We start from the raw sequence: 26314 nt of genomic DNA, 5'->3' as shown, positions 1-26314 counted from the left end.
GTCCCTTCGGGCAACAACCATCGGATGCCCAAGGGAGGACACCATGACGCATCGACACGGGACGCCCCGGTGACCGGCGCCGCCGTTGATCCGCGGGCGGCCCCGGACCTGAACGACGCGGAGGTGATCCGGCGCTCGTTGACCGAGCCGGAGTGCTTTTCGGCGCTGTTCGAACGGTACGGGCGCCAGATCCACCACTACGCGGCGCGGCGGCTCGGTACGCAGGCGGCCGAGGACATCGTCGCCGAGACGTTCTTCGTCGCGTTTCGCCGCCGTGCCTCCTACGACCTGGCACAGCCGGTGGCGCGGCCCTGGCTGTACGGGGTCGCGACCAACCTCATCGCGCGGCACCGCCGCACGGAGGAGCGCATGTACCGGGCACTTCAGCGCACCGGGCTCGACCCGCTCCCCGAACCGCTCGCCGAGGCCGTCGTCCGGCGGGTGGACGCGCAGGTCGAGGACCGCCGCCTGGCCGGGACGCTCGCGGCGCTGCACCGCCGCGACCGCGACGTACTGCTGCTGGTCGCCTGGGCCGAGCTCACCTACGAGGAGGTCGCGGCGGCGCTCGACATCCCGGTGGGCACCGTCCGGTCCCGTCTCAACCGGGCGCGGCGCAAGATCCGCACTGCACTCGGCGACACCGATCCGACCGAGGAGGAACGATGATGGACGACCTCACGAAGGTCAAGGAGTTCCGCGAGCACGTCCCGCCGATGTCCGGGGAGGCCGAGGAATCGGTGCGGCACGGCCTGCGGGCACTGGCCGGCGGCGAGGGACCCGCGCCCCGCGCCGCGGCCGGGCCCGGCGGGCGTCCGGGCAGGCGGCCCGTCCGGCGTCCCCCGGGCGGACGGCTCGCGCCGTGGGCCCTGCCGGCCGGGTCGCTCGCCGTCGTGGCCGGCGCCGTGGCGGGTGTTGTCGTCCTGAACGACTCCGGCGAGGCGGCGCATCCGCCGCGTCCCACCGCGGCGCTCCCCGCACCGGATGTCGACGCGACCGTGCCAATGCCCCACGTCCGGCTGGCCGGCGCGGTCGAGCTGGGTTCGCGTGCGGCCATGGCGGCCGAACGGCAGCCGTACCGCAAGCCCGGCCCCAAGCAGTGGATCTACACGCGTTCGGTGCACGCGGGCGGGTTCGACATGAGCGCCTGGTGGAAGGGCGTCGACGTCACGACCCGTGAAACGAACGAGCAGTGGAAGCGGGCTGACGGCGGCGGTCGCGCCCACTACGACAACGGCGAACTGAGCGTGCGCATCTACGACTCCGAGCAGGGCGAGCCGAATGTGCGGTTCCGAAGGAGTGGCCCGCTGTTCGACCTCGGCAACTACCACACGCTGCCCACGACACCCGATGCGCTCCTGCACCGCCTTTCCACGGCCCGCTACCCCGATCAGGTCGGCGAGACGAGCGCCCAAGACGTCTTCGAGCTCATGGACCAGATCCTCCGTGATCCGTCACCGCCCAAGCTGCGAGCGGCCGTCTACCGGGCGCTGCCCAAGGTCGAGGGCGTGACCCTCCGCAAGGGGGTGCGGGACGCCGCCGGCCGTCCGGGGGTCGCGTTCGCCCGGGTCAACGAACTCGGCGAGCGGACCAGCATCATCCTCGACCCGGAGACGTACGCCTACCTCGGCACCCGCGAAGACGTCGCACGCGCGCACACGTGGAAGCCTGAGAACGGCAAGCCGTTCACGACCAAGCCGGGCACGGTCCTGTCCTGGTACGCCGAACTGGCCCAGAAAGTCGTCGACGAGCCCGGCAGCCGCTCCTGACCCGCCGCTCTGGTCAGTGGGCGGGGAGGATGCGGCCGGTGACCTCGCCGAAGCCGATCCGGGTGCCGGACGGGCCCGGGGCGGTGGCCGTGATGGTCACCTCGTCGCCGTCCTCAAGGAACGTGCGGGGTTCGCCGTTGACCGTCACGGGTTCCTTGCCGCCCCAGGTGAGTTCGATGAAGGCGCCGCGCTGGTCCTTCTCCGGGCCGGAGACCGTGCCGGACGCGAACAGGTCGCCGGTGCGGGACGAGGCGCCGTTCACCGTCATGTGCGCGAGCATCTGGGCCGGTGACCAGTACATCTCGCGGTAGGGCGGGCGGGAGACCACCTGCCCGTTCCACGTGATCTCCAGGGAGAGGTCGAGACCCCACGGGTTCTTCTCGCGGAGGTAAGGGAGAGGTTCGGGGTCTTGCGGCGGGGTGGCTACGCGGGCGGCTTCCAGGGCCAGGAGGGGGACGACCCAAGGGGAGATGGACGTCGCGAAGCTCTTCCCCAGGAACGGGCCAAGGGGTACGTACTCCCATGCCTGGATGTCGCGTGCCGACCAGTCGTTCACCAGGACGACGCCGAAGACCCGCTCGTCGAAGTCGTCCGCGCCCACCGGGGTGCCCAGGGGAGACGGGGTGCCGACGACGAAGCCGACCTCTGCCTCGATGTCCAGGCGGCGGCTCTCACCGAAGGTGGGGGAGTCCTCGCCCTTGCGCTGGCCGGTGGGGCGGACGATGCCGGTTCCCGACGGCACGACCGTCCCCGCGCGGCCGTGGTAGCCGACGGGGAGGTGCTTCCAGTTCGGCATGAGCGGCTCGGAGCCGGGGCGGAAGAGGCGGCCCAGGTTGGACGCGTGGTGTTCGGACGCGTAGAAGTCGACGTAGTCGGCGACCTCGAACGGCATGTGCATCGTGACCGCGTCGACGGGATGCACGGCCGCGTCCGGTATCTCTCCTGCGACGAGGTCGAGGATCTGTTCGCGGACCTCCACCCATCGTGAGTGGCCCTGAGCCATGAAGGGGTTCAGGGACGGGGCGGCGAACACGGGGTCCACGGCGGTGAGGTCCACGACGGTGTCGGCGACGCGGACGCCCACGCGCGGTGACGTGCCGGGGGTGGAGAACACGCCGTAGGGGAGGTTGGCGTGTCCGTAAAGGGAGTCATCGGGGATCTCTATGCGGGTCATCGGGTGGTCTCCTGGAACACGGGTTCGAGCAGCCCGAGGTCCGTGAGTTCGGTGACGGGGTCGGTGATGCTGCACGTGCCGAACGACAGGAACAGGGCGCGGGCGGCGATCGTCCTGGGCTCGCTCAGCGCGGCCACGCGATGCGCGACGGACCGGGCGTCGCGGTCGGCGAGGATGGCGGCGAGGTCGCCGATCGGGCGGCCGTCCAGGGCGGCGTCGGCCGCGAGCAGCAGGTTGAGGAAGCCGTGCTGGTGGAAGCCGGTCTCCGGGTCGGTGTTGCGGACGGCATGGTGCAGCCCCGCGGTCGCCTTGAACGGGACGCCGGCGCCCGCCACCGCCAGGATCGCGGCGGCCAGTTCCTCCGGGGTCGGGTACAGGTTGGCCTTCACACCGCCGGTGCGGAACTTCGCGCGGTGCCCCCGCGCGGCGATCGCGGCGATCATCGCGGGGCGGCGGTCGTCCCGCGGCACCTCGACGTAGAGGGGCACGTCGACGCGGCCGAGCACGCGGAAGAACTCGTCCGGGTGCATGCCGGGCGGGACGGCGACCTCCAGCCCGCGCAGGTCGACGGGCAGGTCGGCGGCCGTCCCGAGCGCCTTGGCCGCCTCGCACGGCCCGCCCGGCGCCGTCACCGACAGGTCGAGCGGGTCGCCGTCGTCGAGGAGCGGGTCCAGGGCGCGCAGCGCGGTCGCCGGCAGGACGAGCGGGCCGACGAGAGCGGCGTAGGGGGCGGCGCGGTGTGCGCGGTGGGCCGGGACCGCCTCGGTCAGCGGCGCGAGGCCGGGCGGGAACACGGCCGCGTCGTCGCACAGCCCGCGGGCGAACGTCGCGATCATGACCGCCCCCTCGCCCACGTCCAGGCGTAGTCCGGGTCTTCGCAGGCCAGGCCGCCCTCGCCGAGTTCCAGCGGGCGGAACGTGTCGACCATGACGGCGAGTTCGTCGAAGAACTCGACGCCGATGCTGCGCTCGTACGCGCCGGGCTGCGGGCCGTGCGCGAAGCCGCCCGGGTGGACCGACACCGAGCCCGGCCCGATGCCGGAGCCCTTGCGGGCCTCGTAGTCGCCGCCGCAGTAGAACATGATCTCGTCGGAGTCCACGTTGGAGTGGTAGTAGGGCACCGGGATCGACAGCGGGTGGTAGTCCACCTTGCGGGGGACGAAGTTGCACACGACGAAGTTGTGCCCCTCGAACACCTGGTGCGCGGGCGGCGGCTGGTGCACCCGGCCGGTGATCGGCTCGAAGTCGTGGACGCTGAACGTGAACGGGTACAGGCAGCCGTCCCAGCCGACGACGTCGAACGGGTGGCGGGCGTACGTCATGCGGGTTCCGGTGATGCCGCGCGAGCCGTTGTGCTTCACCAGGACGTCGACGTCGGTGCCGTCCATCCGGAGGGGCTCGTCCGGGCCGTGCAGGTCGCGTTCGCAGTACGGGGCGTGCTCAAGGAACTGGCCGTAGCGCGACAGGTAGCGCTTGGGCGGCGCGACGTGGCCGGTCGCCTCGATCGCGTACGCGCGAAGCGGCTGGTCGCCGGTGGGCAGCCACCGGTGGGTGGTGGACGCCGGGATGATGACGTAGTCGCCCTCCCGCGCGGACAGCGTCCCGAACACCGTCTCGACGGTGGCGGTGCCGGACTCGACGTAGACGATCTCGTCGCCGGTCGCGTTGCGGTACAGCGGCGAGTCGGCGGCGGAGACGACGTACGACAGCCGGACGTCGCCGTTGCCCAGGATGAGGCGCCGCCCGGTGACGGCGTCGGTCTCGGCCCACGTCTCCTTGGGGAAGAGTTCGTGCAGCTTGAGGTGGCGCGGTTTCAGCGGGTGGTTGGGCGCCGTGGAGGCGTCCGGGATCTCCCACGCCTGCGAGTCGACGATCGCGGACGGGATCTCCCGGTGGTACAGCAGGGACGAGTCGGACGAGAAGCCCTCCTCGCCCATGAGCTCCTCGAAGTACAGCCGTTGCCCGCCGTCCCCGCCCTCGCTGTGGCGATGCTGGGTGTGGCGTTTCGGCGGCACGTGGCCGACCCGGCGGTAGTGGGCCATGCTCCATCGCCTCCGATGGTTAACGCATTAACTACTTTGTGGCGACACTACGACTCATCTCCCGCCCAGGGAAGGGTCTAACCGTGTTCGGACGCCATCGTCGTACCCGCGGGCTAGCTCCGTTCGCGCACGTCGAACCGGTTCCGGCCGTCGATGAGCTTGTCCAGCAACATGATCAGCATCCGCTGCTCGGTCTCGGTCAGCACGCCCGCCCACTGCCGCTCGCGCTCGTTCTGACCGGCGAAGACGTCCAGCATGGCGCGGTGGCCGTGCTCGGTCAGCGAGAGGATCACCGACCGGCCGTCCCGCTCGCCGGGGGTGCGTTCCAGCATCCCGTCCGCGATCAGGGTCTTGGCCAGGTTGGACACCGCGGCCCTGCTCATCCCGGCCAGCGTGGCGGCCCGGCCCGGTTCCAGCGGCCCCGCGAGCCAGGTCACGAACAGCAGCCGGAAACCCGCCCACGAACGCCCGCGCGGCCGGTGCACCGTGGACTCCAGGTCGTAGGTGACGATCGCGGACGCCCGGTTGAGGGTCAGCAGCAGCCGCGTCGCGAGCGGATGCGGGAACCCGAACTCCTCGGACAACCGGCGCCCCGCGAGATCGACGAACGACCAGAAGTCCGGTTCCTCAGCATCCGTGGCCGTCACCGGACCCCCTTGATTTGGTTCATGAGTTAACTATTTAACCCGGGGGAGACGTGCGTGTCAGGAGGAGAGCATGGGGCATCTCTCGGGACGAGGCAGCGGAAACGGGAGCGGGAGGGACGATGGCGACGGTCGCCGACCAGTTCATCGAGGTGTTGCGGCAGGCCGGCGTCCGGCGCGTCTACGGGGTGGTGGGCGACAGCCTCAACCCGATCGTGGACGCGGTCCGCCGCACCGACGACATCGACTGGGTCCACGTCCGCAACGAGGAGGCGGGCGCGTTCGCCGCGGCGGGGGAGGCGCAGGCCACCGGGCGTCTCGCGGTGTGCGCCGGGAGTTGCGGTCCGGGCAACACGCACCTCGTCCAGGGCCTGTACGACGCGCACCGGTCGGGCGCGCCGGTGCTGGCGCTCGCGTCGCAGATCCCCAGCACGCAGATCGGCAGCGGCTACTTCCAGGAGACCCACCCCGAGCGGCTCTTCGCCGAGTGCAGCCATTTCTGCGAGCCGATCGTCACCCCGGAGCAGATGCCGCGCATCCTGCGCACCGCGATCCAGCACGCGATCGGGCTGGGCGGCGTCGCCGTGCTGACGCTGCCCGGCGACACGGCCGGCAAGGACGTCGCCGGTCCCGCCGGCGAGCACGACTTCCTCGTCCACAAGGGCATCGTCCATCCACCGGCGGACCAGGTCGCGCAGCTCGCCGGGGCGCTCAACAGGGCGCGCAAGGTGATGCTGTTCTGCGGCGGCGGCGTCAGGGGCGCCCACTCCGAGGTGATGGCACTCGCGCACAGGGTTCTCTCACCCGTGGGGCATGCGCTGCGCGGCAAGGAGTGGATCCAGTACGACAATCCGTTCGATGTCGGGATGAGCGGCCTCCTCGGATACGGCGCCTGCTACGAGGCGACGCAGGAGGCCGACCTCGTCGTCCTCCTGGGCACCGACTTCCCGTACGACCAGTTCCTGCCTGGCAAGAACACCGTTCAGGTGGACGCCGACCCATCGAGACTGGGCCGCCGCACGCCGCTCGATCTGGCCGTCCATGGCGACGTGGGGGAGACGCTCCGGCTCGTCTTGGACAAGGTCGAGCAGAAGCACGACTCGTCCTATCTGGACGAGATGCTGCATCGCCATGCGCGCGCTCTGGAGAACGTCGTCTCCGCCTACACGCGGGACATCGAGAAGCACATCCCGATCCACCCTGAGTACGTCGCGAGCGTCCTGGACGACGTCGCCGCCGACGACGCGATATTCACCGTGGACACCGGCATGTGCAACGTCTGGGTCGCCCGCTACATCACCCCCAACGGGCGGCGCCGCGTGATGGGGTCGTTCGTCCACGGCTCCATGGCGAACGCCCTCCCGCACGCGATCGGCGCCCAGTACGGCGCGCCCGGACGGCAGGTCATCTCCGTCTCCGGCGACGGCGGCCTCGGGATGCTGCTCGGCGAACTCCTCACGGTCAGGCTGCACCGCGTCCCCGTGAAGATCATCCTGTTCAACAACGCGTCGCTCGGGATGGTGCGCCTGGAGATGATGGTGGACGGCTTCCCGGCCTACGAGACCGACCACGAGGCCGTCGACTACGCCGCGGTCGCCGCGGCGATGGGGATCGAGTCGTCCCGCGTGGAGCGTCCGGCCGAGGTCGGGGACGGGTTGAAGCGCGCCCTCGCCGCCCCCGGCCCCTACCTGCTGGACGTTGCCACCGACCCGAACGCCCTCTCCATTCCGCCGCACATCACCTCGCAGCAGGTGAAGGGCTTCGCGCTCTCCGCCGGCAAGACCGTCCTCACCGGCGGCGTCGGCAAGATGCTGGACCTCGCCCGCAGCAACCTGCGCAACATCCCCCGCCCCTGACCACGGTGCGGGGAGTGATCAGCGAGGGGCTCGGGCCGGCCGCCGAGGAATCACCGCCTGACGCACAGGGGCGCCCACGGGCCCGGCGGGGGCGGGGGCCGTTGTCAGGGACGTGACAAACGCGTGACTGAATGCCTGGGTCCATGTAGAAGAAGGCGGAAAGTGGATATCCCTACGGTCGGATCATGACTCGTACTAGGGCCGGAGGCGGCAGATGAGCGGACGATCGTCGGAGTTCGGGCGCCGCGCGGCGCTGGTCGCGCGGGCGGGAGGCATGTTCGTCCGCAGCGGGATGGGGCGTCCCGGGCCGCCGCTGAAGGTCGTCCGGCAGCTCGCCGCGCTGCGCCGCTGGGGGACCCTGCTGGGCGGGACGCTCGTGTCGTCCGCGGCCCGCGACCCCGGCCGCGTCGCGGTCATCGACGACGCGGGGGAGCTGACCTACGCCGAGCTCGACGCCCGCACCGACCGGCTCGCCGCCGCCCTCGGGCGGTTCGGCGCCGCAACCCGCGTCGCGGTGCTGTGCCGCAACCACCGGGGCATGGTCGAGACGCTCGTCGCGTGCAGCAAGCGCGGCTCCGACGTCGTCCTGCTGAACACCGGGATGAGCACCGACCAGCTCGTGACGGTCGTGGCGGAGCAGGAGGCCGAGGTCGTCATCGCCGACGGCGAGTTCGGCGGCTTCCTCGCGGCGCTGCCGGAGACCGTCCACACCGTCGAGGCCGGCGGGACGGACTCGGAGCTGGCGAACCTCATCGCCACGGCACCCGCGGAGCGGGCGGACCCGCCGGCGAAGGCGGGCCGGACCATCGTGCTCAGCTCGGGCACGACCGGCCGGCCCAAGGGCGCCAACCGGCACTCGCGGCCCGGCCTGTCGCCGATGGTGGCGATCCTGTCGCGCATCCCGTTCCGGGTGCACGAGCGGATGTTCATCGAGGCGCCGCTGTTCCACACCTGGGGATACGCGATGCTCCAGGCGGCGCTCCCGCTGCGCGCCACGATCGTCCTGCGGTCCCGCTTCGATCCCGAGCAGACCCTCAAGACGATCGAGGCCACGGGGGCGACCGCGCTGATCGCCGTGCCCGTCATGCTGCAGCGCGTCCTGAACGTCCCCGAGTCGGCGCGGAGCGGGCACGACACGTCCTCGCTGCGGATCGCGGCGGTCAGCGGCTCGGCGCTGCCGGCGACGCTCGCGACGGCGTTCATGGACGAGTTCGGCGACGTCCTCTACAACCTGTACGGGTCCACGGAGGCGTCGTGGGTCACCATCGCCACACCCGCCGACCTGCGCGCCCGCCCCGACACCGCGGGGACGGCGCCGCCGGGGACCCGGGTGGCGATCCTGGACGAGTCCGGCGAGCGCGTCCCGCCCGGCACCACGGGACGGATCTTCGTCGCGAACGACCTGCCGTTCGCCGGCTACACCAGCGGCGACACCAAGGAGATGCGCGACGGCCTGATGAGCCTCGGCGACGTCGGGCACCTGGACGAGGCGGGCAGGCTGTTCGTGCGGGGCCGCGACGACGACATGATCGTCTCGGGCGGCGAGAACGTGTTCCCGAGCGCGATCGAGGAGGTCCTGGGCGCCCTGCCGCAGGTGCGGGAGGTCGCGGTGATCGGGGTGCCGGACGAGAAGTTCGGCCGGCGGGCCGCCGCCTTCCTCGCCCTGCACGAGGGCGAGACCCTGGACGCCGACACCGTCCGCCACCACGTCCGCGACCATCTGGCGCGCTATGCCGTTCCGCGCGACGTGCACTTCCTCGACGCCCTCCCCCGCAACGCCACAGGCAAGATCGTCCGCCGCGACCTCCAGACTTACCAGGACGAGCGGCCCGCCTGACGGCTCGACGACGCCGGCCTGCGATCAACGCAGCGCGTCGACGATGAACCAGAGGCGGGTGCGGCGGGGGGACTGCTCCAGGCTCCACTCGGCGGCCAGTGCGTCGATGACGGTGAGGCCGCGGCCGTGGTCGAGGCGGGGTTCGGCGGCGCGGGGGTCGTCCTGGGCGGGGCCGTCGTCGGTGATGTCGACGCGGAGGTGCCGGCCGTCGGTGGCGACGGTGACGGCGATGATCCCCGTCCCGTGCAGGATGGCGTTGGCGACGCCCTCGGCGGCCATCAGCTCGACGTCGTCCAGGAGCGTCCCGTCCGTGATGACCTTCGCGGCGCGTTCGCGGACGGCGCGCCGGGCCCGGCGGCCGCCGTCGCCGTCGCCGGTGAACTCGAACGGTTCACCGAGTCGTTCCATCCCCACGGTCAATCCATCACCACACAGTCGGAACTCGGAAGCGCACCGCAATCATTCACCTCCGGTGAGTGATGGGGCAACGTCCTGGGCGTATTGATCTCGGCCTTTCCGGAGGGTTACTGCGCTAATCGCGGAGCCTACGGTACGAGTTACCGCCGCATCCGCGCATTGCGAAAATATGAAACATCGACCTCGTTCTTACTCACTCCAGCACATACCCGCGCCATGCCCGCGCGGACCGTGATGGCCCTTCCCTCGCGCGATCAGAATATTGCTCACCTAGACGCACAAATCGGGCAATTACTCCGCGTTTCGGACCGGATCCCCCGGCGTGCCTCCCATGTCACCATCCGGGCAGGAGGTGTGCCATGCAAGCGATCGTCCTCGCCTGCGCCGCGCAGGCCGTCTACATCGTCGCCTACGTCCTGTTCAAGACGGCCACCGGCCGGATGAGCCCGATCGGGGGCCGCCATCCGCTGCACGCCGCCGGGCGGCTGGTGCGCAGCCCGCGCTGGCTGACCGGCGTCCTGGTGCTGCTGGCGGGCTTCGCCCTGTCGGCGACCGCGCTGGTCACGCTCCCGGTCGTCGCGACGCTCCCCGCGTTCGGGCTCAGCCTGGTCCTGCTGCTGGTGGTGGGGGTGAGCGGGTTCGGCGAGCGGCCGACGTCGCGCGAGTGGCTCGCCGCCCTGATCACCGTGGCGGCGATGGTCACCGCGGCGCTGTCGGTCATGCCGGGCCACGGGGAGTCGCTGTCGGAGGCACTGCACCGGACGGGCGGCGCGGAGGCCGCCGCCGCGCTGTCACCGTGGAAGGCCGCCCTCGTCTTCGTCCCCTCGCTCGCGCTGCCGCTGTGGCTGCTCTGCGTCCGGGACCGGCAGGTCGGCGGCCGGCACGCGAGGCCGCTGACCGGCATCGCCTACGGGCTGGGCGCGGGCGTCCTGCTCGGCGCGACCGAGGTCTTCGGCATGGGCATGGCGATGCTGCTCGCCGGGCCGGACGGGTGGCACGCGCTGACGACCGGCTACCCGGCGCTGTTCCTGCTCGCGGGCGTGCTCGGCCTGGGGATGCTGTCGATCGGGCTGCAGCGCTGCCGCCTCACCATCATCGTCACCGTCGTCACCGTGACCGCGAAGACGCATCTGCTGCTGTCGGCCACGCTGCTGTACGGGGAGCCGTGGCCGCGCGAGTCCGGGCTGTTCCTGCTGCGGGTGGCGGGGGTCGGCCTCGCCGTCCTCGCCCTGCTGGTGTTCCCGCGCCACGAGCGCCGCGCCCGCGCCGTCCGGACGGCCGGGCAGCGCCCGGTGCTCCCCCGGGTGCCGCCCGCGGCGGTCCCGGCCCGGCCCGTGCCCGCCCCGGCGCCGCGGGCCGGCGCGCAGCCGCCGGCGTGGCCGGTCGCGGGGCCCGCCGGCTTCCGCGGGGACGGCCGGCTGGTCGGCCCGCGCGGCGACGTTCCGTCCGGGGGCCGGTGGCCGCTCGGCTGAGCGCGGCGGGCCGGCTCAGGACCCCGGCGCCCCGGAACGGCCGATGCAGGCCATGAGCGCCTTCTGCGTGCGGCCGTCCTGCGGGTCGGGCTGCCAGGTGGTCACGTCTTCGGGGACCTTGACGCCCTGCTTGCGCATGCACGCGACGAACGCGTTGACGACCTTGGACGGGACGGCCGAGGGCAGGCCCGGCGTCGCGCCGCTGCCCGGGGACGACTCGTCCCCGCCCCCGGCGTCGCCGGACGTGGTGGCCGCGGGGCTGTCCGCGCTGGGCTGGGCGGACGGCGTCGGCTCGGGATCGCCGTCGCCGCCGCAAGCGGTCAGCGCCAGCGCCGGCACGAGCAGCAGAGCCGCGAGATGACGTCTGTTCACCGAGACACACTATTGCTCGCTTGCCCCTACAAGTCGGACATTTCTCCCCAGTTTCGGCCGAGTGGGTCCGAGGTGTAATCTAGTCATTGTCAAGTTAGAGTGGCGGTGGACCCGGCGAGAGGAGAGCGGCGATGACGGAGGACCCCGGCCTGGCCCGGCGGGCGTGGCACCAGATCGAGCCGGTGCACGCCCTGTTCTGGTATTCGCCCGAGGTGTTCGCCGAGGCGGAGGCGCTCGGCTACAAGGTGGAGACGCGGTGGCCGAGCTACTTCGCCTGGCGTGCCGCACCGCTCGGCGCCGCGGGCCCGGTGGCCGTGTCGTCGGCCTTCTACAGTTTCAGCCCGCGCATGGTGGCCGAGCACGTCCCCGCCGCCTGGACGGTCGCGCCGCCCGGACGCGTCCTGGAGGCCCGCACCCGGGCCGTCGACCGGATGTACCGGGCGCTCCTCGGCGACGACGTCCACACCCCAGAGGTCGTCGAGGCGGCCGCACTGGCCCGCGCCGCCGCCGAGGCCGCATGCACCGCCGGACGCCCCATCGCCGCCGCCAACGCCGGGCTTCCCTGGCCGGACGAGCCCCACCTCGTCCTCTGGCACGCCTTCGGCATCCTCCGCGAGCACCGCGGCGACGGCCACGTGGCCGCGCTGCTCACCGCGGGACTCGACCCGGCCGAGGCGCTCGTCTCGTTCGCCGCGATCGGCGCCGCCCCCGTGGAGACGTTCGCGAGCCGGGGCTGGACGGACGAGGAGTGGGCCGCGGCCCGCGACAGGCTCCGGTCACGCGGTCTCGTCGACGCCGCCGGGGCCGCGACCGACCGGGGCCGCGAGTTGCGCGAGGCGGTGGAACGCATGACCGACGACCTCGCCTACGGCCCCTGGCGGACGCTCGGCGCCGAGAAGGTCGACCGTCTCGGGCGGCTGACCATGCCGATCCTGGTCAAGGTCCTGGAAAGCGGTCTGCTGCCCGCGCAGAACACCCTCGGGATCGGCAAGGTCCCGGCTCCGCCGGCCGCGAGTTGACGTCTGTTCACCGGAGCGGCACCAGCGGAGCGGGGGCCTGGACGATATCCAACGGACGCGGCATCGACCGATGGGCCGCGCATTTTTCGCGCAACTTTCAGCAATAGGGATTTCGCGGCGGGCACCGGTGGGAATCGCATCGCGTTGATCAACGAGTTGTCACTTCGCTGATAGTCGCGAAGCCGGATTGCCGCACCCCCGGGCATGGCGCGCGGGCGGTGCGCGGGCCACACTCGGGGACCTTCGTGATCCCGCGACGAAGGTTGGTGTGCAGTGACCGGAGACGCCTGCGACTTCGATGTGATCGTGGTGGGCTCGGGCTTCGGCGGCAGCGTCTCGGCGCTGCGGCTGGCGGAGAAGGGCTACCGCGTCGCCGTCATCGAGGCGGGCCGCCGCTTCGACGAGAAGACCCTCCCGAAAACGTCCTGGCGGCTGCGCAGGTACGTGTGGGCGCCGCGCCTCGGGATGCGCGGGATCCAGCGCGTCCACCTCGTCGGCGGTAAGGCCGGCGTGCTGGTGCTGGCGGGCGCTGGCGTCGGCGGCGGCTCCCTCGTGTACGCCAACACCCTGTACGAGCCGCCGCGGCCCTTCTTCACCGACCGCCAGTGGGGCCACATCACCGACTGGCAGGACGAGCTGAAACCGTTCTACGACCAGGCCCGCCGTATGCTCGGCGTCACCGTCAACCCGCTCGTCACCCCCGCCGACGAGGCCATGAAGCGCGTCGCGGACCGCATGGGCGTCGGCGACACCTTCCACGCGACCCCGGTGGGCGTGCTGTTCGGCGACCGGCCGGGCGAGGACGCGGACGACCCGTACTTCGGCGGCGCCGGTCCGCGCCGCCGGACCTGCACCGCCTGCGGCTCCTGCATGATCGGCTGCAAGGTCGGCGCGAAGAACATGCTCACGAAGAACTACCTGTACCTGGCCGAGCGGGCGGGCGTGCAGGTCGTCCCGGACACGACGGTCACCGCGCTCACGGCCCTGCCGTCCGGCGGCTACGAGGTGGCCACCGAACGCACCGGCTCCCTGCGCAAGCGCCGCGGGACGCTGACCGCCGAACACGTCGTCCTCGCCGCCGGGACCTACGGGACGCAGCGGCTCCTGCACCGGATGCGGGACACCGGACGCCTCCCGAACCTGTCCCCCCGCCTCGGCGAACTCACCCGCACCAACTCCGAGGCGCTCCTCGGCGTCGAGCGCATGACGGTGTGGCACCGCGAGAAGGACGTCGACCACAGCACTGGCCTCGCCATCACCTCGTCCTTCCACCCGGACGAGAAGACCCACATCGAGCCCACCCGCTACGGCGCGGGCAACAACGCGATGGGCGTCATCCGCACCCTGCTCGTCGACGGCGGCGGCCCGCCCCGCTGGCTGAAGTTCCTCGGGCAGGCGGCCCGGCACCCCACCGTCATCCTGCGGGGCCTGTCGCTGCGCGACTGGGCGAAGCGCACCGTCATCGCCCTGGTCATGCAGACCGCCGACAACTCCATCACCGTCGGCGAGAAGCGCGGCCGCCTCGGCCGCCGCAGGCTCGTCGCGAGCCAGGGCGTCGGGGAACCCAACCCCACCTGGATCCCCGTCGCGCACGACGCCGTCCGGATGCTCGCCGAGGAACTCGACGCCACCCCGGGCGGGACGTGGTTCGACCTGTTCAACATCCCGACGACCGCGCACTTCATCGGCGGCTGCGTCATCGGGGAGACACCGGAGGCGGGCGTCATCGACCCCTTTCACCGCGTCCACGGGCACCCGGGCCTGCACATCGTGGACGGCTCGGCGGTCACCGCGAACCTCGGGGTGAACCCGTCCCTCACCATCACCGCCCAGGCCGAACGGGCGATGGCGTTCTGGCCCAACCGCGGGCAGCGGGACCCGCGTCCCGAGCCGGGCGCTCCCTACGAGCGCATCGAGCGGATCATGCCGGACGATCCCGCCGTCCCGGAGCACGCCCCGGCCGCGCTGAGGTAGCTCAGTCGTCGGAGCCGGTGTCCTCGGCCTCGGCGGCCGGTTCGCCGGCCGCCGCCTCGGCCCGCTCCTCGGCGACGCGGCGGGTGGCCTGGTGGACGCGGACGGCGAGCAGCGCGCGGGCGAACCGGGCGGCCAGCTCGCCGTCCAGCAGGTCCGGGACCTCGTCCACGCCGATCATCCCGCCGGGCCGCGCGGTGACCGTGCCGGAGCCGACCTTGATCCCGTGCCCGTCCGGGAGCTCCTCGACGGCCGGCAGGTCCAGCGCCGAGCGGATGGTGTCCTGCAGCGCCCGGACGGTCGCGGCGTCCCGGTTGATGCGGACCTCGGCGTCGTCGGCGCGCTCCTCGGCCCGGTCGGCGCGCTTCCGCTCGGTCTCGATCCGGGCCTCGGCGGTGTCGGCGACCTGCTCGGCGCGGTCGGCGCGGGTGGCCAGCTCGGCGGCCCGCGCCGCGACGGAGTCGCGTTCCACCGTCAGTCCCGCGATCTCGCCCTGCGCGGCGGCCAGCTCGGCGCGCAGCCGCCGCTCGGCGTCGGCGGCGGCCTCCAGCTTGGCCCGCGCGTCCGCGAGCTCGGTGCGCGCGTCGGTCAGCTCGCTTCGCGCGGTGGCCAGGGCGGCCTGCTCGGCGGACAGCCGGGTCGCGAGGTCGTCGCGTTCCCGCTCGGCGTCCGTCCGGGCCTGGTGCTCGGTGCTCCACGCCGCCTCGGCGCGCTTGCGCAGCCCCTCGGCGGTGGCGGCCTCGTTGGCGGACGTCGCCCGCGCCTGCTGGTGGGCGCCCGCCTCCTTCCAGGCGTTGGCCTCGCTCTCCTGCGCGGCCGTGACGCTGGCCTTCGCCGCGGCGAGGCCCTTGCTCAGCTCTTCCTGCGCCTCGGCGACCTCCTTGCGGGCCGCCTCCGCCTCGGCCTGGGCCCGCGCGGCCCTGGCGTCGGCGTCCGCCGCCGACTGCCGCGCGGCACGCGCCTCGGCCAGGGCGCTCTCGGCCTTGCCGAGGACGGCGCGCGCCTCGCCGTCGAGCCGGTCGCCCACCGTGGCGGCGGCCGCGGTGAGCCGCTCCACCAGTTCGGCGAGCCGTTCGACGTCCTCCCCGAAGGCCCGCACCGGCGCGGGATCGACCCGGGCGATGGCCACGCCCTTGCCGACCGCCGCCGGCTCGCCGTCGCCGGTGCGGTCGCCCGGCAGCCGGAGCGGCGCGGTCAGCATGCCGTCGTCCGTGATCTCCTGATCTTCGCGCACGCGAGCATCCTAGTGAAAACGCCCGGATTTGCACTGCTCGTCCGGTCATTGGGGTCCCGCGTGCGCGATCCGTCCGCCACACCGAGGTGCAACACCCCGCCGCGGGACCACCGGCACGCTTGATTCGACTCACCTCTAATTTGACATCCATCGAAACAAGGGCCAGACTCGAATTGTTTAGACATCCATCGAATCAGGGAGGGCTCATGTCCCGTGTTCAGCTTGCGCTGCGCGTCCCCGACCTGGAGGCGTCGATCGCCTTCTACTCCAAGCTGTTCGGCACGGAACCGGCCAAGATCCGGGCCGGCTACGCCAACTTCGCCGTCGCCGAACCGCCGCTCAAGCTGGTCCTGATCGAGGGCACGGACGAAGAGGCCACCCGCCTCGACCACCTCGGCGTCGAGGTGGCGGAGACCACCGAGGTCACCGACGCCACCGAGCGGCTCAAGCAGGCCGGCCTGGTCACCCTGGAGGAGAACGACACCACCTGCTGCTACGCCGTCCAGGACAAGGTCTGGGTCACCGGCCCCGGCAACGAGCCCTGGGAGGTGTACGTGGTCAAGTCCGATGCCGACACCCTCGCCAAGGCCGAAGGCTCCTCCTGCTGCACCCCGGCCACCGACAAGGGAACGGCCCCCGCCTGCTGCTGATCCGCCCCGTCCCTCAGCACTCGGTGAGCGGTTCGGCCCGGTAGGCCCGGTGAAGCAGGTCCAGGAAGCGCGGTGCCGCGGGTACGGGCACCGCGCCGATCCGGTGGACCGCGACGCCCGGCGTCCATGAGTTCATGACCACGGCACCGGCCAGCGTCGACAGGACGGCCGGTGTGATCTCCTCCACGCGCTGGGGGACGCCGAGGCGGTCCAGTTGCCGGCGGACGATGCCCATCGTGGTCCCGGTCAGCATCTCGGCGTCGGGCCACACCACGGCGTCGCCGTCCCAGAAGGCGAGGTTCCAGATCGTTCCCTCGCTGAGCCGCCCCCGGCGGTCGACGAAGGCGGCGTCGTCGAAGCCGTCCCGGACCGCCCGGCGCATGAAGTAGGTCTTGGCCACCTCGCCGACGTGCTTGAAGGAGGGCAGGACCCGCTCGTATTCGACCGTCGCCAGCGCCAGCGGTCCCGCCGGGCCGGACGAGGGCGGCCCGGTACGGACCAGAACCTCGATCTCCGCGTCACTCGCGTCCCCGATGAACTCCCCGGGCGAGGAGTACACGGTGGCGGTCAGCGAGACGTCCGCCGGACCGGCCTCCAGCGCCGCCCGCAAGTGGGACCGCATCCGATCGTCGGGCAATGCCCGGCCGAACAGCTCCATGGAGGCGAGGCGCAGCCGTTCGAGATGAAGGTCGAGGCCCCGCACCTTGCCCGCGCGGACCTGCATGGCGGTGAAATGGGCATAGCCCGCGAAGGCGAGCGGCGCCAGTTCTTCGGCGGTCGCCGCGCGGCCGTTGCGTTGGACGACGAGGGAGGTCATGCGTGTCTCCTGCGGTGCGGAATGAGCGGCTGGCGGGACGACGTTAGGGCTTCACACCGGTGAGAAGGTCAACCTGCGGGACGGAGACATGCTGATCGGGGAGTTGTCCGGGCGTACCGGGGTCAGCCCGCGGCTGCTGCGGTACTACGAGGAGCAGGGCCTGCTGAACGCCGGGCGCGGCCCGAACGGGTACCGCCACTACGACGACGACGCCGTGCTCACCGTCCGGAAGATCCGCGTCCTGCTGGACGCGGGCCTGACCAGCGAGGTGATCCGGGCGGTCCTCCCGTGCACGCGGGACGACCGCCCGGAGTTCGACTGGTGCGCGGACATCCGCGACCTCCTGGCCCGGGAACTGGCGGCCCTGGACGGACGCATAGCGGGCCTCCAGCGCAACCGCGGCACCCTGGCCGCATTCCTCAGCCCGGACGAGTAACGCCTCACTCAGGTGAGGACGACGTCCGAGGTCTCCTGGGCGGTGTCGATCGTGCCAACGGTCTCCACGGGGACGGGTGCCTCCTCGTTGCGGGTCAGCAGACCGATCACGACGGCTCCGGCGGCGACGATCGCGGCGCTGATCAGCGTCGTCACCTGCAGGCCGGTGGTGAAGGCGTCCCGTGCGGCGTCCAGCATCTCGGGGCCGACCGGTCCGGGAAGCCGTTCGGCGGCCTCCACGGCACCGGCGAGGCTCTCCCGGGCCGCGGCCTCGGCGGCGGGCGGGACCCCGGCCGGAAGGGAGTCGCCCAGGTCGCCCCGGTAGATCGCCGTTCCCAGGCTGCCGAGCAGCGCCAGCCCGGCGGCGAGCCCGAACTCCTGACCGGTCTCCGAGATCGCCGAGGCCGCGCCGGCCCGCTCCGGAGGTGCCGTGGCGATGATCCGGTCGATCGCCAGGAGGATCCAGGGGCCGAAGCCCAGGCCCATCACGACCAGCCCGATGACGACCCACGCCAGACCGGCGGTGCTGATCATCAGCACGCCGACGGTCACGACGCTCATGGAACCCGCCAGCACCACCGCCGGACGGAACCTGCCGGTGACCCTCGGCGCGAACTGCGTGCTCAGCAGCACCGAAGCGGCCTGCGGAAGCATCCACAGACCCGCCTCCAAGGGCGACAGACCCAGGACCAGCTGCAGGTACTGGTTGACGAAGAGCAGCACGCCGCCCATCGCGACGAGCCCCACCATCAGCGAGGCGAGCGAGATGCTGAAGTTGCGGTAGCGGAACAGCCGCAGATCGATCATCGGGTCGGCCAGCCGGCGCTGCCGGTGCACGAACACGACCCCGAGCACCAGGCCGACCACGATGGACACCGCCACCGTCTCGTCCATGCCATGGGTGGCGATGCGCTTGACGCCGTAGATGAGCGAGAGGACGGTGCCCAGCGACAGGACGGCGCTCAGCAGGTCGAGCCGCCCGGCCTCCGGGTCACGGTATTCGGGCAGCAGGAACGGCCCGGCGAGCAGCAGGATCGCCATCACCGGAACGCCCAGCAGGAAGACCGAGCCCCACCAGAAGAACTCCAGCAGCAGCCCGCCGACCAGCGGGCCGATCGCGGAACCCACCATGAAGCCGCCCATCCAGACGGCCAGGGCCTTGGTGCGTTCCGCGTCGTCGGTGAACATGTTGCGGATCAGCGACATGGTCGACGGCATCAACGTCGCCCCGGCCACGCCGAGCAGCGCACGGGACACGATGAGCATCTCCGCGCTGGTGGAGTACGCGGCCAGCAGGGACGCGACGCCGAAGGCACCCGCGCCGACCAGCAGCACCTTGCGCCGCCCGATCCGGTCCCCCAGCACCCCCATGCTGATCAGGAATCCCGCGATCATGAAGCCGTAGATGTCGAGGATCCACAGGAGCTGGTTCGCGGTCGGGTCCAGGTCGGCGCCGAGCTGCGGGATCGCCAGATGCAGCACGGTCATGTCGATCGAGATGAGCAGTGTGGGGAGCGTGAGCACAGCCAGCCCGATCCACCGCCTGCGAACAGACGCCATAGTCGAATCCTTCCTCGCCGGATAGCTCAAGCGTCCGGCCGCGCGGGCCACCGGACGCCTGTGAGTAAGGAAGTCATCAAGGACGCACTCGATTCCGCCCTGGCGCTCGGCTCGGCCGAAGGTCCCGCACCGCCTCGGTCGCACGACCTAGGTGAGCGTATGTTCCGCCTCCGACAAAACCGTGGCCGGCGACCTCAGCGGCAGCGTCCGGTGCCGGCGGGTCGCCGCCCCGTCATCCGGCGTGGTCGCGGCGGGTGGCGTGGTCGTACGACTCGCGGGCGTCGAGCAGTTCGTCCCAGTGCTGCTCGGCCCAGGCGCAGGCGACCGCCATCGGTTCGAGCATGCTGCGGCCCAGGGGCGTCAGTTCGTACTCGACATGCGGGGCGGCCTCGGCGTAGACGGTGCGCTTGATGAGCCCGTCCCGTTCGAGGGAGCGCAGCGACTGGGTGAGGACCTTGGGAGTGACGCGACTCAGCGGCACGCGCAACTCGGAGAAGCGGCGCGGCCCGTGCTCAAGGCAGCGGATGATCAGCGCCGCCCACTTGTCGCCGAACCGGATCGGATTCAGCGAGGACGGGCACAGCTCGTCGAACATGTCGGCGGGCAGCGGTCTCCTCACGGGCTCACGATAGCCGGTATCCCGGCGGTAACCGCGGCCCCCGTTAACGTCGGCGAACCGGCCGGGCAGTCGGGCTCCGGCCCTGGTGAAAGGCGGTTCGTCATGAACATCGTGGTCTACGGCGCGGGCGGCCGGGCCGGGCGGCAGGCCGTCGCAGAGGCGCACCGGCGCGGCCACCGGGTCACCGCCGTGGTGCGGGACCCGGGACGCCACGGCGAGCTGACCGGCGCGCGGGTGGTGGCGGGCGATGTCACCGACGAGGTGAGCGTCGAGCGGACAGGCGCCGGGCATGACGCGGCCATCAGCGCCGCAGCGGATCTGTCCGTGCCACCGCACGAATTCTTCACCGCCTCGTCCAGGGCCCTGGCCACCGGCCTGGCGAAGGCGGGCGTGCCGCGCCTGGTGGTGGTCGGCCTCGCATCGATACTGCCCGGCGCGTCCGGTGTTCCCCTGATGGACGAGCCCGGGTACCCCAACGAGTACCGCTCCTTCTACCTCGGCCACGCGGCGGGCCTGGACGAGCTTCGAGCCTGTGACCTCGACTGGGCCTACGTGGCCCCCGCAGGCGACTTCGACCACTCCGGCCCGCGCACCGGCCGGTACCGGATCGCCGAGCACGGTGACCCGGCCAGCCGGATCACCTACGCGGACTTCGCCATCGCGCTGTTGGACGACATCGAAACACCACGCCACCACCGCGCCGCCATCAGCGTCCGGGAGGCATGACGCCCGCTGGGCCTTGAGGACGGATGGGATTGGTCGGGGTGCCAAGCCATACGGTTTCCGTTTCGGAGGCGACGGTAAGCCCGAAGCTGTCGCGGCCTGGGCTGCCCTGGCCGACCCACCAGAAGTAGGCCCGGACCGCGTCGTCCCACAGGCCCCGGTCTCCATGCACCACGTAGTCACGCTGCCCTGGCCGATAAGTCGCGGTTGCCCACGCGTGCGTCGACCACAGCCGAAGGACGTACGTGTCGTCCCGGTGGTGCCCTCGGGCGTTGACGCCGGGCAGGAACGCGCCCATGGCGAGATCCGCGCCCGCCGGGGCGTAACCGATCGTCCGGGGGTCGATCTGCGTCGTTGACTCGGCTCCCTCGTCGCCCGGCGCGGGCCAGGGCGGCTGCCTGTGCGAACGCATCATCATGTACGAGGCGTGGCCGATGAAACGGCCCACCGCCGTCCCATCGGGCATGACGACCAGCCGCAGTTCGTGACTCGAACCGAATCCAGGCGCGTACGGGGCCACGATGACGCCACCGGGCCGCGTCTGCCGCACCCACGCATAGGGGACGTGCGACACCCCGCATGTAGCGTGCACCCGATCGAACGGAGCCCCGTCCGCCCAGCCCTCGCCACCATCGCCCACGACAAGACGCGGAGAGAGACCCAGCCGTTTCAGGTTCTCCGCGGCCCGCGCGGAGACGAAGGGGTCGACCTCCACACTGGTCACGTTCTCCGCCCCGACCATCCGGGCGAGCAGACCGGCCGTCCACCCGGTACCGGTGCCGACGTCCAGGACCCGGTGGCCGACCTCGGCGTCCAGCAACTCAAGCAGGGACACGACGGTGCTCGGCGCCGAACATGACGAGGTGAAGCTGCCCGCCCCCGTGGCGACATCGGTCTGCCCGTCATCGAGCTGCGTGATGATGGCGTCGTCCTGGTAAACGAGGTCGAGCCACTTCTCAGGCGAGGCCGCCCGGTCCACCCGATCCCCTTCTCCGGCCCACGCCACCGGAGGAACAAAGGCATGCCGAGGGACGTCGCGCAACGCCGTCCGCACCCGCCCCTGGGTAAGCCACCCAGCCGCCGTAAGCCGCTCGACCAGCGCCTCCGTACGCCGCGCAACGCCCTCCATCACCCGCTACTTCCCCCGCTTGCCGTCGCCCTTGTCGTCCTTGTTCGGCGGCGGAATCGGCCTATCGGGCTTGTGCCCGTTCTTCTCCGCCGGGTCCTCGTGCTTTCCCATCCTGCTCCCTCCGGTTGCTCCGGCATGTGAATACCTATCTACAGATGGTGAGCAGGTTGCTACTGTCCGTCAATATGTACTTCTGCACAGAACAACGCGGAGCTTGCGGAGCGTAATGATCAGCTTGAGCCCGCATCTTGCCTGGCACGAGCAAGGAGCCTGGCGAAGGCGCGCGGTGTGAGGGTGAGGTGACCGCTGTCGGGGGCCTTGCTGTCTCTGATGGCGATGGCGCCGGACAGGTCCGCCAACTCCACACACTGACCGCCGGTTTCGTCGCTTTGACTGGACTTCCGCCATGCCGGGCTCACGTCAGTTCGTCTCGCTTCAACTGGGTGAGGAGGTAGCCGAAGGCTTGGGGGGTGAGGGTGAGGTGGCCGATGTCGGGGGCTCTGCTGTCTCTGATGGCGATGGCGTCAGGCAGCGCGGCGAGTTCGATGCAGTTTCCGTAGTCGTCTGATCGCGTAGATTTCCGCCATTGAATGATCATGCGAGCGAGTCCAGTGTCTTGGCGATGAAGGCGCGGGATGCCTCGACGGTCAGCGAGGACATGCCGATCTGGTCGTACCGTATCGTCTGTTCCTGGATATCGGCAGGGTCGAGCGACATGTGGGCAGTGGTTCCGTAATTGGCGAAACCGAGGTCGCCTGTGGGTGTTTGCATCACCGTGAAGCCGCCTCCGACACCGCCGTAGCCGATGAGGCGGTCGGAGGTCACCCGTATGTAGATGTTCGGACGCTCGGAGATCTCGAGCAGGTGGCTGAGCTGTGCGCGCATGACGTCCTCGTCTCCGAAGACACGGAGGACGGCCGCTGTGTCCAGGATGGCCATAAGTGTGCACGGATCTTGGCGGGTTAGGATCTCTTGGCGGGCCATGCGCTCTGCCACCGCATCTTCGGCATCGGCCCTCCGGCTGGTCGTGTATACAGCGCGAGCGTAGTCCTCGCGTTGGAGGAGGCCGGGGATCAGGGAGGGCTCGTAGGTCTTGATGAGGTTCGCTCGGCGCTCGTATTCCTTGAAAGTCTCCCACCAGTCGAGATCCTGGGCGTTTTTGGCATGTTTGACGAGGTTCTCGAAGAAGCCTGGCATGCCCCATTCGCGGTCTAGAACCCGGGCGCGGCCAATGGGAAGCTGAACGTCGCCCGATTCGTACCGTGCAACAGTTGAGCGATCGCAGTCGAGTATGACGCCGAGCGTGGCACCGGAGATCTTGCGTAGCTGGCGCTGTCTGCGCAGCTCAACGGCTATGAGGTGCCATAGGGAGAAGTCGGGACGCAGTGAGTCGGCGCGGCTCATCCGCTCTCCTTCGTCGTTGCATCTGCTTCGCGAACCTTCCGAAATTAACTCGCTCCAGGAACGCTTGTCCCGGAAACGCGGAGATGGAAGGGCAGGTGAAATGCTTGTGAAAGCCGCAACCTCGGGCGAGTTGGACATTTCTTGTTTGGCGGCGGGGACGGTATCGGGGATGGTGCGGGCGCTGGTGGAGTTCCGGCTTGCCGAATGGGGGCTGGAGAAGATCGCTGGGGACGTTCTGCTCATCGGCGGGGAACTCGTGGCCAATGCGGTGCGGATCGCGCGGGATCGGGAGATTCGGGTCAGGTTCACGCGGGAGGCCGGGGCGGTCGTGCTGGCGGTGTGGGACCCGTCCGATGAGATGCCGGTGGTGCGTCCGGTCGCCGAACTCACCCTGGACGACATTGCCCCGGACGCGCGGGCGCTGGACGACGGCTACGACGACGGGACGGGCGGCTGGGGGCTTCCGCTCGTCCAGGCGCTCTCGTCCGGGTGCGGAGTGCGCAGGACCGAGCCGTCCGGTAAGTGGGTATGGGCGGCCGTCGCGTGCTGAGGGTGGGGCGGTACGCACTGAGGTGGCGGACGTACATCGGGCGGCGGGTCGCCGTCCGATACCTGGACGTGCTCGCGCTCGCGGTCAAGGCGCGCGGGTGGCGGTGCGTGCGGTTGTACGGGCGCGAGTTCCCCCGGCCGCTGCTCTGGGTCTACGCCAGCGGGGTCGCGGAGGACGTGGGAGTCGTGGTGTGCGTGCGGGCCGTCCCCGGTGGGATGTGGGCCTACCACGACGTGCAGCGGGGGCGGGCCGGTTACCTCTTCCCCTGCGGGGACGCCAAGGCGGCGGCGGAGCAGGTCGATCTGCTCCTGAAGCACCGCATGTTCCCGTCCACCTGGTGAGTCAGGGCTTTAGGCGGCGGCGTAGGCGGCGGGTGTTGCGGTGCAGGGTGGACTCTCGGGGCTCTGCGTGGAGCAGGGTGAGGGCCGCTGCGGCGCCGGCGCGGGCGGTCTCCTCGGGGGTCGCCGGGTCCGTCTCGTCCGCGGCGGGGTCGTAGTGCAGGTCGGCCAGGTCGCCGACGATGTGCGCTTCCGTTTTCTGGAGGGCGTCGAGGTCCTCCTTGCTCCACTCGGCGACGCGGGAGCGCCAGGCGGGTGGGACGGTCACCTTGCCGCCGCGCTGGTCGCGGGCCTGGAAGCTCTCCGTGATGGCCTGCCGTGCCCGGTCGGCCTTCCCCTTGGGCCAGGACCTCTCCCGGAACGCGGCGTTCAGGGACGCGAGCACCAGCGTTTCGGGTGCCGTGAGGCCGGTGTGGGCCTGACGGTCCGCGACGGGGGTGTGGGTGAGGCCGGGCAGACCCGCCGCCTGCGTGAAACGGTCCAGAAGGAGCTGCGGGGGCCTGCCGGGGCTGGTCACCACCGACACCTTGGACGCTCCCGCCGCTGACCAGCGCCGGACCAGTCCGCTGAGGACGAACGCACGCCAGATGTGCGCGTCCGGGTCGGTCTCGATGCGGGCGTCCCGCTGCCGGGCGAGCCTCTTGAGGTAGGAGTCGAAGCTGCCGCTCAGCCCGTTGCGGATGTGCTGCTGCCACAGCGAGGGCAGGGAGCGGCCCAGGCTCCGGGCGGTGATCACGACTTCGACGTCGTCGGCGCCGAGCGTGGTGAAGAGCCGGGAGGCGGCGTCCGACCGGATGACCGAGAGGGCCTCGGCCGACAGCAGCACCGTCCCGGGGCATGCCCTGACCTGCTCCAGCAGCGCCCGCCACGAGGGCTCCTCCTTGGCCGCGCGCAGCTCCGAGACCCACGGGTACTCGGTGCCGAGCAGGCCGTAGCTCGCCCACTCGTGGTTGGCGACGGTCCGCCGGCCGCGCTGCCAGTCCCGCGGGATCGGGTACAGGACGTCCGATGCCGCCAGGGTCTCGTGGTTGTCCTGGAGCATGTGCTGCAGGAACGTCGTGCCCGACTTCTGCAGGCCGATGTGCAGGACGATCTTCGATGCCACAGCTCGCTCCGTCGGCCTGACGGGTCAGGCGCGGGTGGTGGTTACCGGTTTGCCCAGGGCGCTGCCTTTCGCCCACGTGGAGAAGGGTAGCTGCCAGTAACCCCAGCCGTTCGTCCAGGCCAGGTCGCGCTTGGTGCCGGTGACGTTGACGATGTCGCCGCGGTAGGCCCAGTGGAAGAACCACTTGGCGTCGGCGGTGGGGGAGCGGATGCAGCCGTGGCTGCAGTTGCGCCGACCCAGGCAGGCGGGGTCGGCCGTGTTCTGGTGGATGTACACGCCGCTGTTGGTGATGCGGGTCGCCCACGGGATCTTCTCGTCGTACCAGCCGGGGTCGCCCTTCTTCTTGCCGGGCGAGATCATGCGTTCCATGCGGCTGCGGTCCATGGTCAGGTGGACGCCGCTGGTGGTGAGCAGGGTGTCGACGCCGTTCTTGACCTCGCCGCCGGAGCCGAGGCTGACGCCCCAGGTGCGGACGGTGCGGCCGTTCTGCTTGGCGACGAGCCGGTGGGTCTTGCCGCTGATGCTGACCGTGTGGGAGTCGCCGATCCGGAAGGTGCGGGTGACGTCCCGGTCGCCGAAGACCTTGTCGCCGATCCGCAGCCCGGCGTAGTGGACGGTGACCGAGACCTTCTGCCGGGGCTTCCAGGGACGCTTCGGCCGGAACACCACGGAGGGCAGCCCGTTGAACGACTCGCCGGGGCTGAGCCAGCGCCACGCGCCCTCGGTGGGGGTGGTCGAGGAGATCTCGATGCTGCGCTCGATGGCGGGCTTGGCCCGCTCGGGGACGGCCTTGTTGAACTGGACGAAGACCGGCATGCCGGTGCCGACCGTCTCGTTCTCCGAGGGGACGACGTTGTTGACGCGGGTGGCCGCGGTGGCGCGGCTGGTGCGGAACGCGCTGGTCGCGGTGGCGGACTTGCCCTCGGGGGACGTCGCCGTCGCCGACACCTGGTAGCGGCCGCCGGGCTGCAGCGTCCACCTGGAACGCCAGGTGGTCTTGTCGGGGGAGAGGGCGCCGGGCACGTCGGCGCCCTTCAGCTTCACCGAGACCTGGCCGAGCGTGCCGCCCGCGGCGGTGACCGTCACGCCCTGGTCGGGGCGGGCCTTGCCGTTGCCGTTCGCCGGGACGATCGCCACCCGCGGCATGCCGTCGCCGCCGCCCGCCGCGGCCTGCCCGCCGC

At 71.2% G+C, this 26314-nt stretch carries 28 protein-coding genes; 12 read left to right on the top strand and 16 right to left on the bottom strand.

From position 1 onward, the window contains the following. Positions 1–24: 24 nt before the first annotated feature. Positions 25–666, top strand: a complete 642-nt coding sequence (locus tag E1289_RS15195) for an RNA polymerase sigma factor (RefSeq protein WP_131980522.1) — start codon at positions 25–27, stop codon at positions 664–666. Beyond that, positions 663–1766, top strand: a complete 1104-nt coding sequence (locus E1289_RS15190) for a CU044_5270 family protein (protein ID WP_131980520.1) — start codon at positions 663–665, stop codon at positions 1764–1766. The genes E1289_RS15195 and E1289_RS15190 overlap by 4 nt, the downstream gene beginning before the upstream one ends. 13 nt (positions 1767–1779) lie before the next feature. Here the strand turns inward: E1289_RS15190 and fahA are convergent, their stop codons facing one another. The 4 genes from fahA to E1289_RS15170 all read right to left on the bottom strand — a co-directional run bounded on the left by fahA (position 1780) and on the right by E1289_RS15170 (position 5628). Next, a complete protein-coding gene (gene fahA / locus E1289_RS15185; protein ID WP_131980518.1) occupies positions 1780–2940 on the bottom strand; it encodes a fumarylacetoacetase in 1161 nt (386 codons plus the stop codon). Beyond that, positions 2937–3776: a hypothetical protein gene (locus E1289_RS15180; RefSeq protein WP_131980516.1), complete on the bottom strand. Its 840-nt coding sequence runs from the start codon at positions 3774–3776 to the stop codon at positions 2937–2939. The genes fahA and E1289_RS15180 overlap by 4 nt, the downstream gene beginning before the upstream one ends. Beyond that, positions 3773–4981: a cupin domain-containing protein gene (locus tag E1289_RS15175; protein WP_131980514.1), complete on the bottom strand. Its 1209-nt coding sequence runs from the start codon at positions 4979–4981 to the stop codon at positions 3773–3775. The genes E1289_RS15180 and E1289_RS15175 overlap by 4 nt, the downstream gene beginning before the upstream one ends. Positions 4982–5094: 113 nt before the next feature. Next, entirely contained in the window at positions 5095–5628 is a 534-nt protein-coding gene (locus E1289_RS15170; RefSeq protein ID WP_131980512.1) for a MarR family winged helix-turn-helix transcriptional regulator, read from the bottom strand. Positions 5629–5747: 119 nt separating this feature from the next. Here E1289_RS15170 and E1289_RS15165 point away from each other — a divergent pair, with 119 nt between their 5' ends. Next, positions 5748–7481 carry a pyruvate dehydrogenase gene (locus E1289_RS15165; protein WP_131980510.1) on the top strand — a complete coding sequence of 578 codons (1734 nt, stop codon included), beginning with the start codon at positions 5748–5750 and terminating at the stop codon, positions 7479–7481. 214 nt (positions 7482–7695) lie between these two features. Continuing rightward, complete coding sequence (locus tag E1289_RS15160; protein WP_131980508.1) at positions 7696–9318, top strand: AMP-binding protein; 1623 nt, start codon at positions 7696–7698, stop codon at positions 9316–9318. 24 nt (positions 9319–9342) lie between these two features. Here E1289_RS15160 and E1289_RS15155 read toward each other — a convergent pair whose 3' ends face one another. Then, positions 9343–9726 (bottom strand): ATP-binding protein, encoded by a 384-nt coding sequence (locus E1289_RS15155; RefSeq protein WP_131980559.1) that lies wholly within the window; start codon positions 9724–9726, stop codon positions 9343–9345. A 368-nt stretch (positions 9727–10094) separates the two neighbouring features. Here E1289_RS15155 and E1289_RS15150 point away from each other — a divergent pair, with 368 nt between their 5' ends. Further along, on the top strand, positions 10095–11207 hold the full coding sequence (locus E1289_RS15150) for a hypothetical protein (protein ID WP_131980506.1): 1113 nt from the start codon (positions 10095–10097) through the stop codon (positions 11205–11207). A gap of 15 nt (positions 11208–11222) precedes the next feature. Here E1289_RS15150 and E1289_RS15145 read toward each other — a convergent pair whose 3' ends face one another. Continuing rightward, a complete protein-coding gene (locus tag E1289_RS15145) occupies positions 11223–11579 on the bottom strand; it encodes a hypothetical protein (RefSeq protein WP_131980504.1) in 357 nt (118 codons plus the stop codon). 131 nt (positions 11580–11710) lie between these two features. Here E1289_RS15145 and E1289_RS15140 point away from each other — a divergent pair, with 131 nt between their 5' ends. Both E1289_RS15140 and E1289_RS15135 read left to right on the top strand, forming a co-directional pair. Continuing rightward, complete coding sequence (locus E1289_RS15140) at positions 11711–12598, top strand: hypothetical protein (RefSeq protein WP_131980502.1); 888 nt, start codon at positions 11711–11713, stop codon at positions 12596–12598. A gap of 273 nt (positions 12599–12871) precedes the next feature. Next, complete coding sequence (locus E1289_RS15135; RefSeq protein WP_131980500.1) at positions 12872–14572, top strand: GMC family oxidoreductase; 1701 nt, start codon at positions 12872–12874, stop codon at positions 14570–14572. Position 14573: 1 nt separating this feature from the next. On the opposite strand, the gene E1289_RS15130 is transcribed toward E1289_RS15135, so the two are convergent. Then, a complete protein-coding gene (locus E1289_RS15130; RefSeq protein WP_131980498.1) occupies positions 14574–15803 on the bottom strand; it encodes a hypothetical protein in 1230 nt (409 codons plus the stop codon). A 206-nt stretch (positions 15804–16009) separates the two neighbouring features. Between E1289_RS15130 and E1289_RS15125 the strand changes: the two genes are divergently transcribed. After that, positions 16010–16453, top strand: coding sequence for an ArsI/CadI family heavy metal resistance metalloenzyme (locus E1289_RS15125; RefSeq protein ID WP_131980496.1), 444 nt, complete (start codon positions 16010–16012; stop codon positions 16451–16453). Positions 16454–16466: 13 nt separating this feature from the next. On the opposite strand, the gene E1289_RS15120 is transcribed toward E1289_RS15125, so the two are convergent. Then, entirely contained in the window at positions 16467–17270 is an 804-nt protein-coding gene (locus E1289_RS15120) for an aminotransferase class IV family protein (protein WP_131980494.1), read from the bottom strand. A gap of 88 nt (positions 17271–17358) precedes the next feature. Between E1289_RS15120 and E1289_RS15115 the strand changes: the two genes are divergently transcribed. Continuing rightward, a complete protein-coding gene (locus E1289_RS15115; RefSeq protein WP_131980492.1) occupies positions 17359–17706 on the top strand; it encodes a MerR family transcriptional regulator in 348 nt (115 codons plus the stop codon). A gap of 8 nt (positions 17707–17714) precedes the next feature. Here E1289_RS15115 and E1289_RS15110 read toward each other — a convergent pair whose 3' ends face one another. Next, a complete protein-coding gene (locus E1289_RS15110) occupies positions 17715–19265 on the bottom strand; it encodes an MFS transporter (protein ID WP_131980490.1) in 1551 nt (516 codons plus the stop codon). Between the two features lie 232 nt (positions 19266–19497). After that, complete coding sequence (locus E1289_RS15105; RefSeq protein WP_131980488.1) at positions 19498–19884, bottom strand: helix-turn-helix domain-containing protein; 387 nt, start codon at positions 19882–19884, stop codon at positions 19498–19500. A gap of 102 nt (positions 19885–19986) precedes the next feature. On the opposite strand from E1289_RS15105, the gene E1289_RS15100 reads away from it, so the two are divergent. Continuing rightward, positions 19987–20610: an NAD(P)H-binding protein gene (locus E1289_RS15100; RefSeq protein WP_131980486.1), complete on the top strand. Its 624-nt coding sequence runs from the start codon at positions 19987–19989 to the stop codon at positions 20608–20610. Here E1289_RS15100 and E1289_RS15095 read toward each other — a convergent pair. From E1289_RS15095 to E1289_RS15080, 4 genes are all read right to left on the bottom strand, one after another. Continuing rightward, positions 20591–21736, bottom strand: coding sequence for a methyltransferase domain-containing protein (locus tag E1289_RS15095; RefSeq protein ID WP_131980484.1), 1146 nt, complete (start codon positions 21734–21736; stop codon positions 20591–20593). The two genes, E1289_RS15100 and E1289_RS15095, sit on opposite strands and share 20 nt — an antisense overlap. Before the next feature lie 230 nt (positions 21737–21966). Then, positions 21967–22155 carry a DUF397 domain-containing protein gene (locus E1289_RS15090; RefSeq protein WP_131980482.1) on the bottom strand — a complete coding sequence of 63 codons (189 nt, stop codon included), beginning with the start codon at positions 22153–22155 and terminating at the stop codon, positions 21967–21969. Continuing rightward, entirely contained in the window at positions 22152–22334 is a 183-nt protein-coding gene (locus E1289_RS15085; RefSeq protein ID WP_131980480.1) for a DUF397 domain-containing protein, read from the bottom strand. The genes E1289_RS15090 and E1289_RS15085 overlap by 4 nt, the downstream gene beginning before the upstream one ends. Continuing rightward, positions 22331–23140 (bottom strand): helix-turn-helix transcriptional regulator, encoded by an 810-nt coding sequence (locus E1289_RS15080; protein ID WP_165970480.1) that lies wholly within the window; start codon positions 23138–23140, stop codon positions 22331–22333. The genes E1289_RS15085 and E1289_RS15080 overlap by 4 nt, the downstream gene beginning before the upstream one ends. 169 nt (positions 23141–23309) lie before the next feature. Here E1289_RS15080 and E1289_RS38220 point away from each other — a divergent pair, with 169 nt between their 5' ends. Further along, positions 23310–23690 carry an ATP-binding protein gene (locus tag E1289_RS38220; RefSeq protein ID WP_165970479.1) on the top strand — a complete coding sequence of 127 codons (381 nt, stop codon included), beginning with the start codon at positions 23310–23312 and terminating at the stop codon, positions 23688–23690. Between the two features lie 2 nt (positions 23691–23692). Continuing rightward, positions 23693–24031: a hypothetical protein gene (locus tag E1289_RS15070; RefSeq protein ID WP_131980474.1), complete on the top strand. Its 339-nt coding sequence runs from the start codon at positions 23693–23695 to the stop codon at positions 24029–24031. Between the two features lies 1 nt (position 24032). On the opposite strand, the gene E1289_RS15065 is transcribed toward E1289_RS15070, so the two are convergent. Then, entirely contained in the window at positions 24033–25133 is a 1101-nt protein-coding gene (locus tag E1289_RS15065) for a hypothetical protein (RefSeq protein ID WP_131980472.1), read from the bottom strand. A 24-nt stretch (positions 25134–25157) separates the two neighbouring features. Continuing rightward, positions 25158–26314 (bottom strand): Ig-like domain-containing protein (locus E1289_RS15060; protein ID WP_131980470.1); only part of this gene is annotated, 1157 nt, incomplete at its 5' end.

This window comes from Actinomadura sp. 6K520, from assembly GCF_004349245.1.
In the GTDB taxonomy this organism is placed as follows: domain Bacteria; phylum Actinomycetota; class Actinomycetes; order Streptosporangiales; family Streptosporangiaceae; genus Spirillospora.
This window is presented reverse-complemented; position numbering and strand designations above follow the sequence as displayed.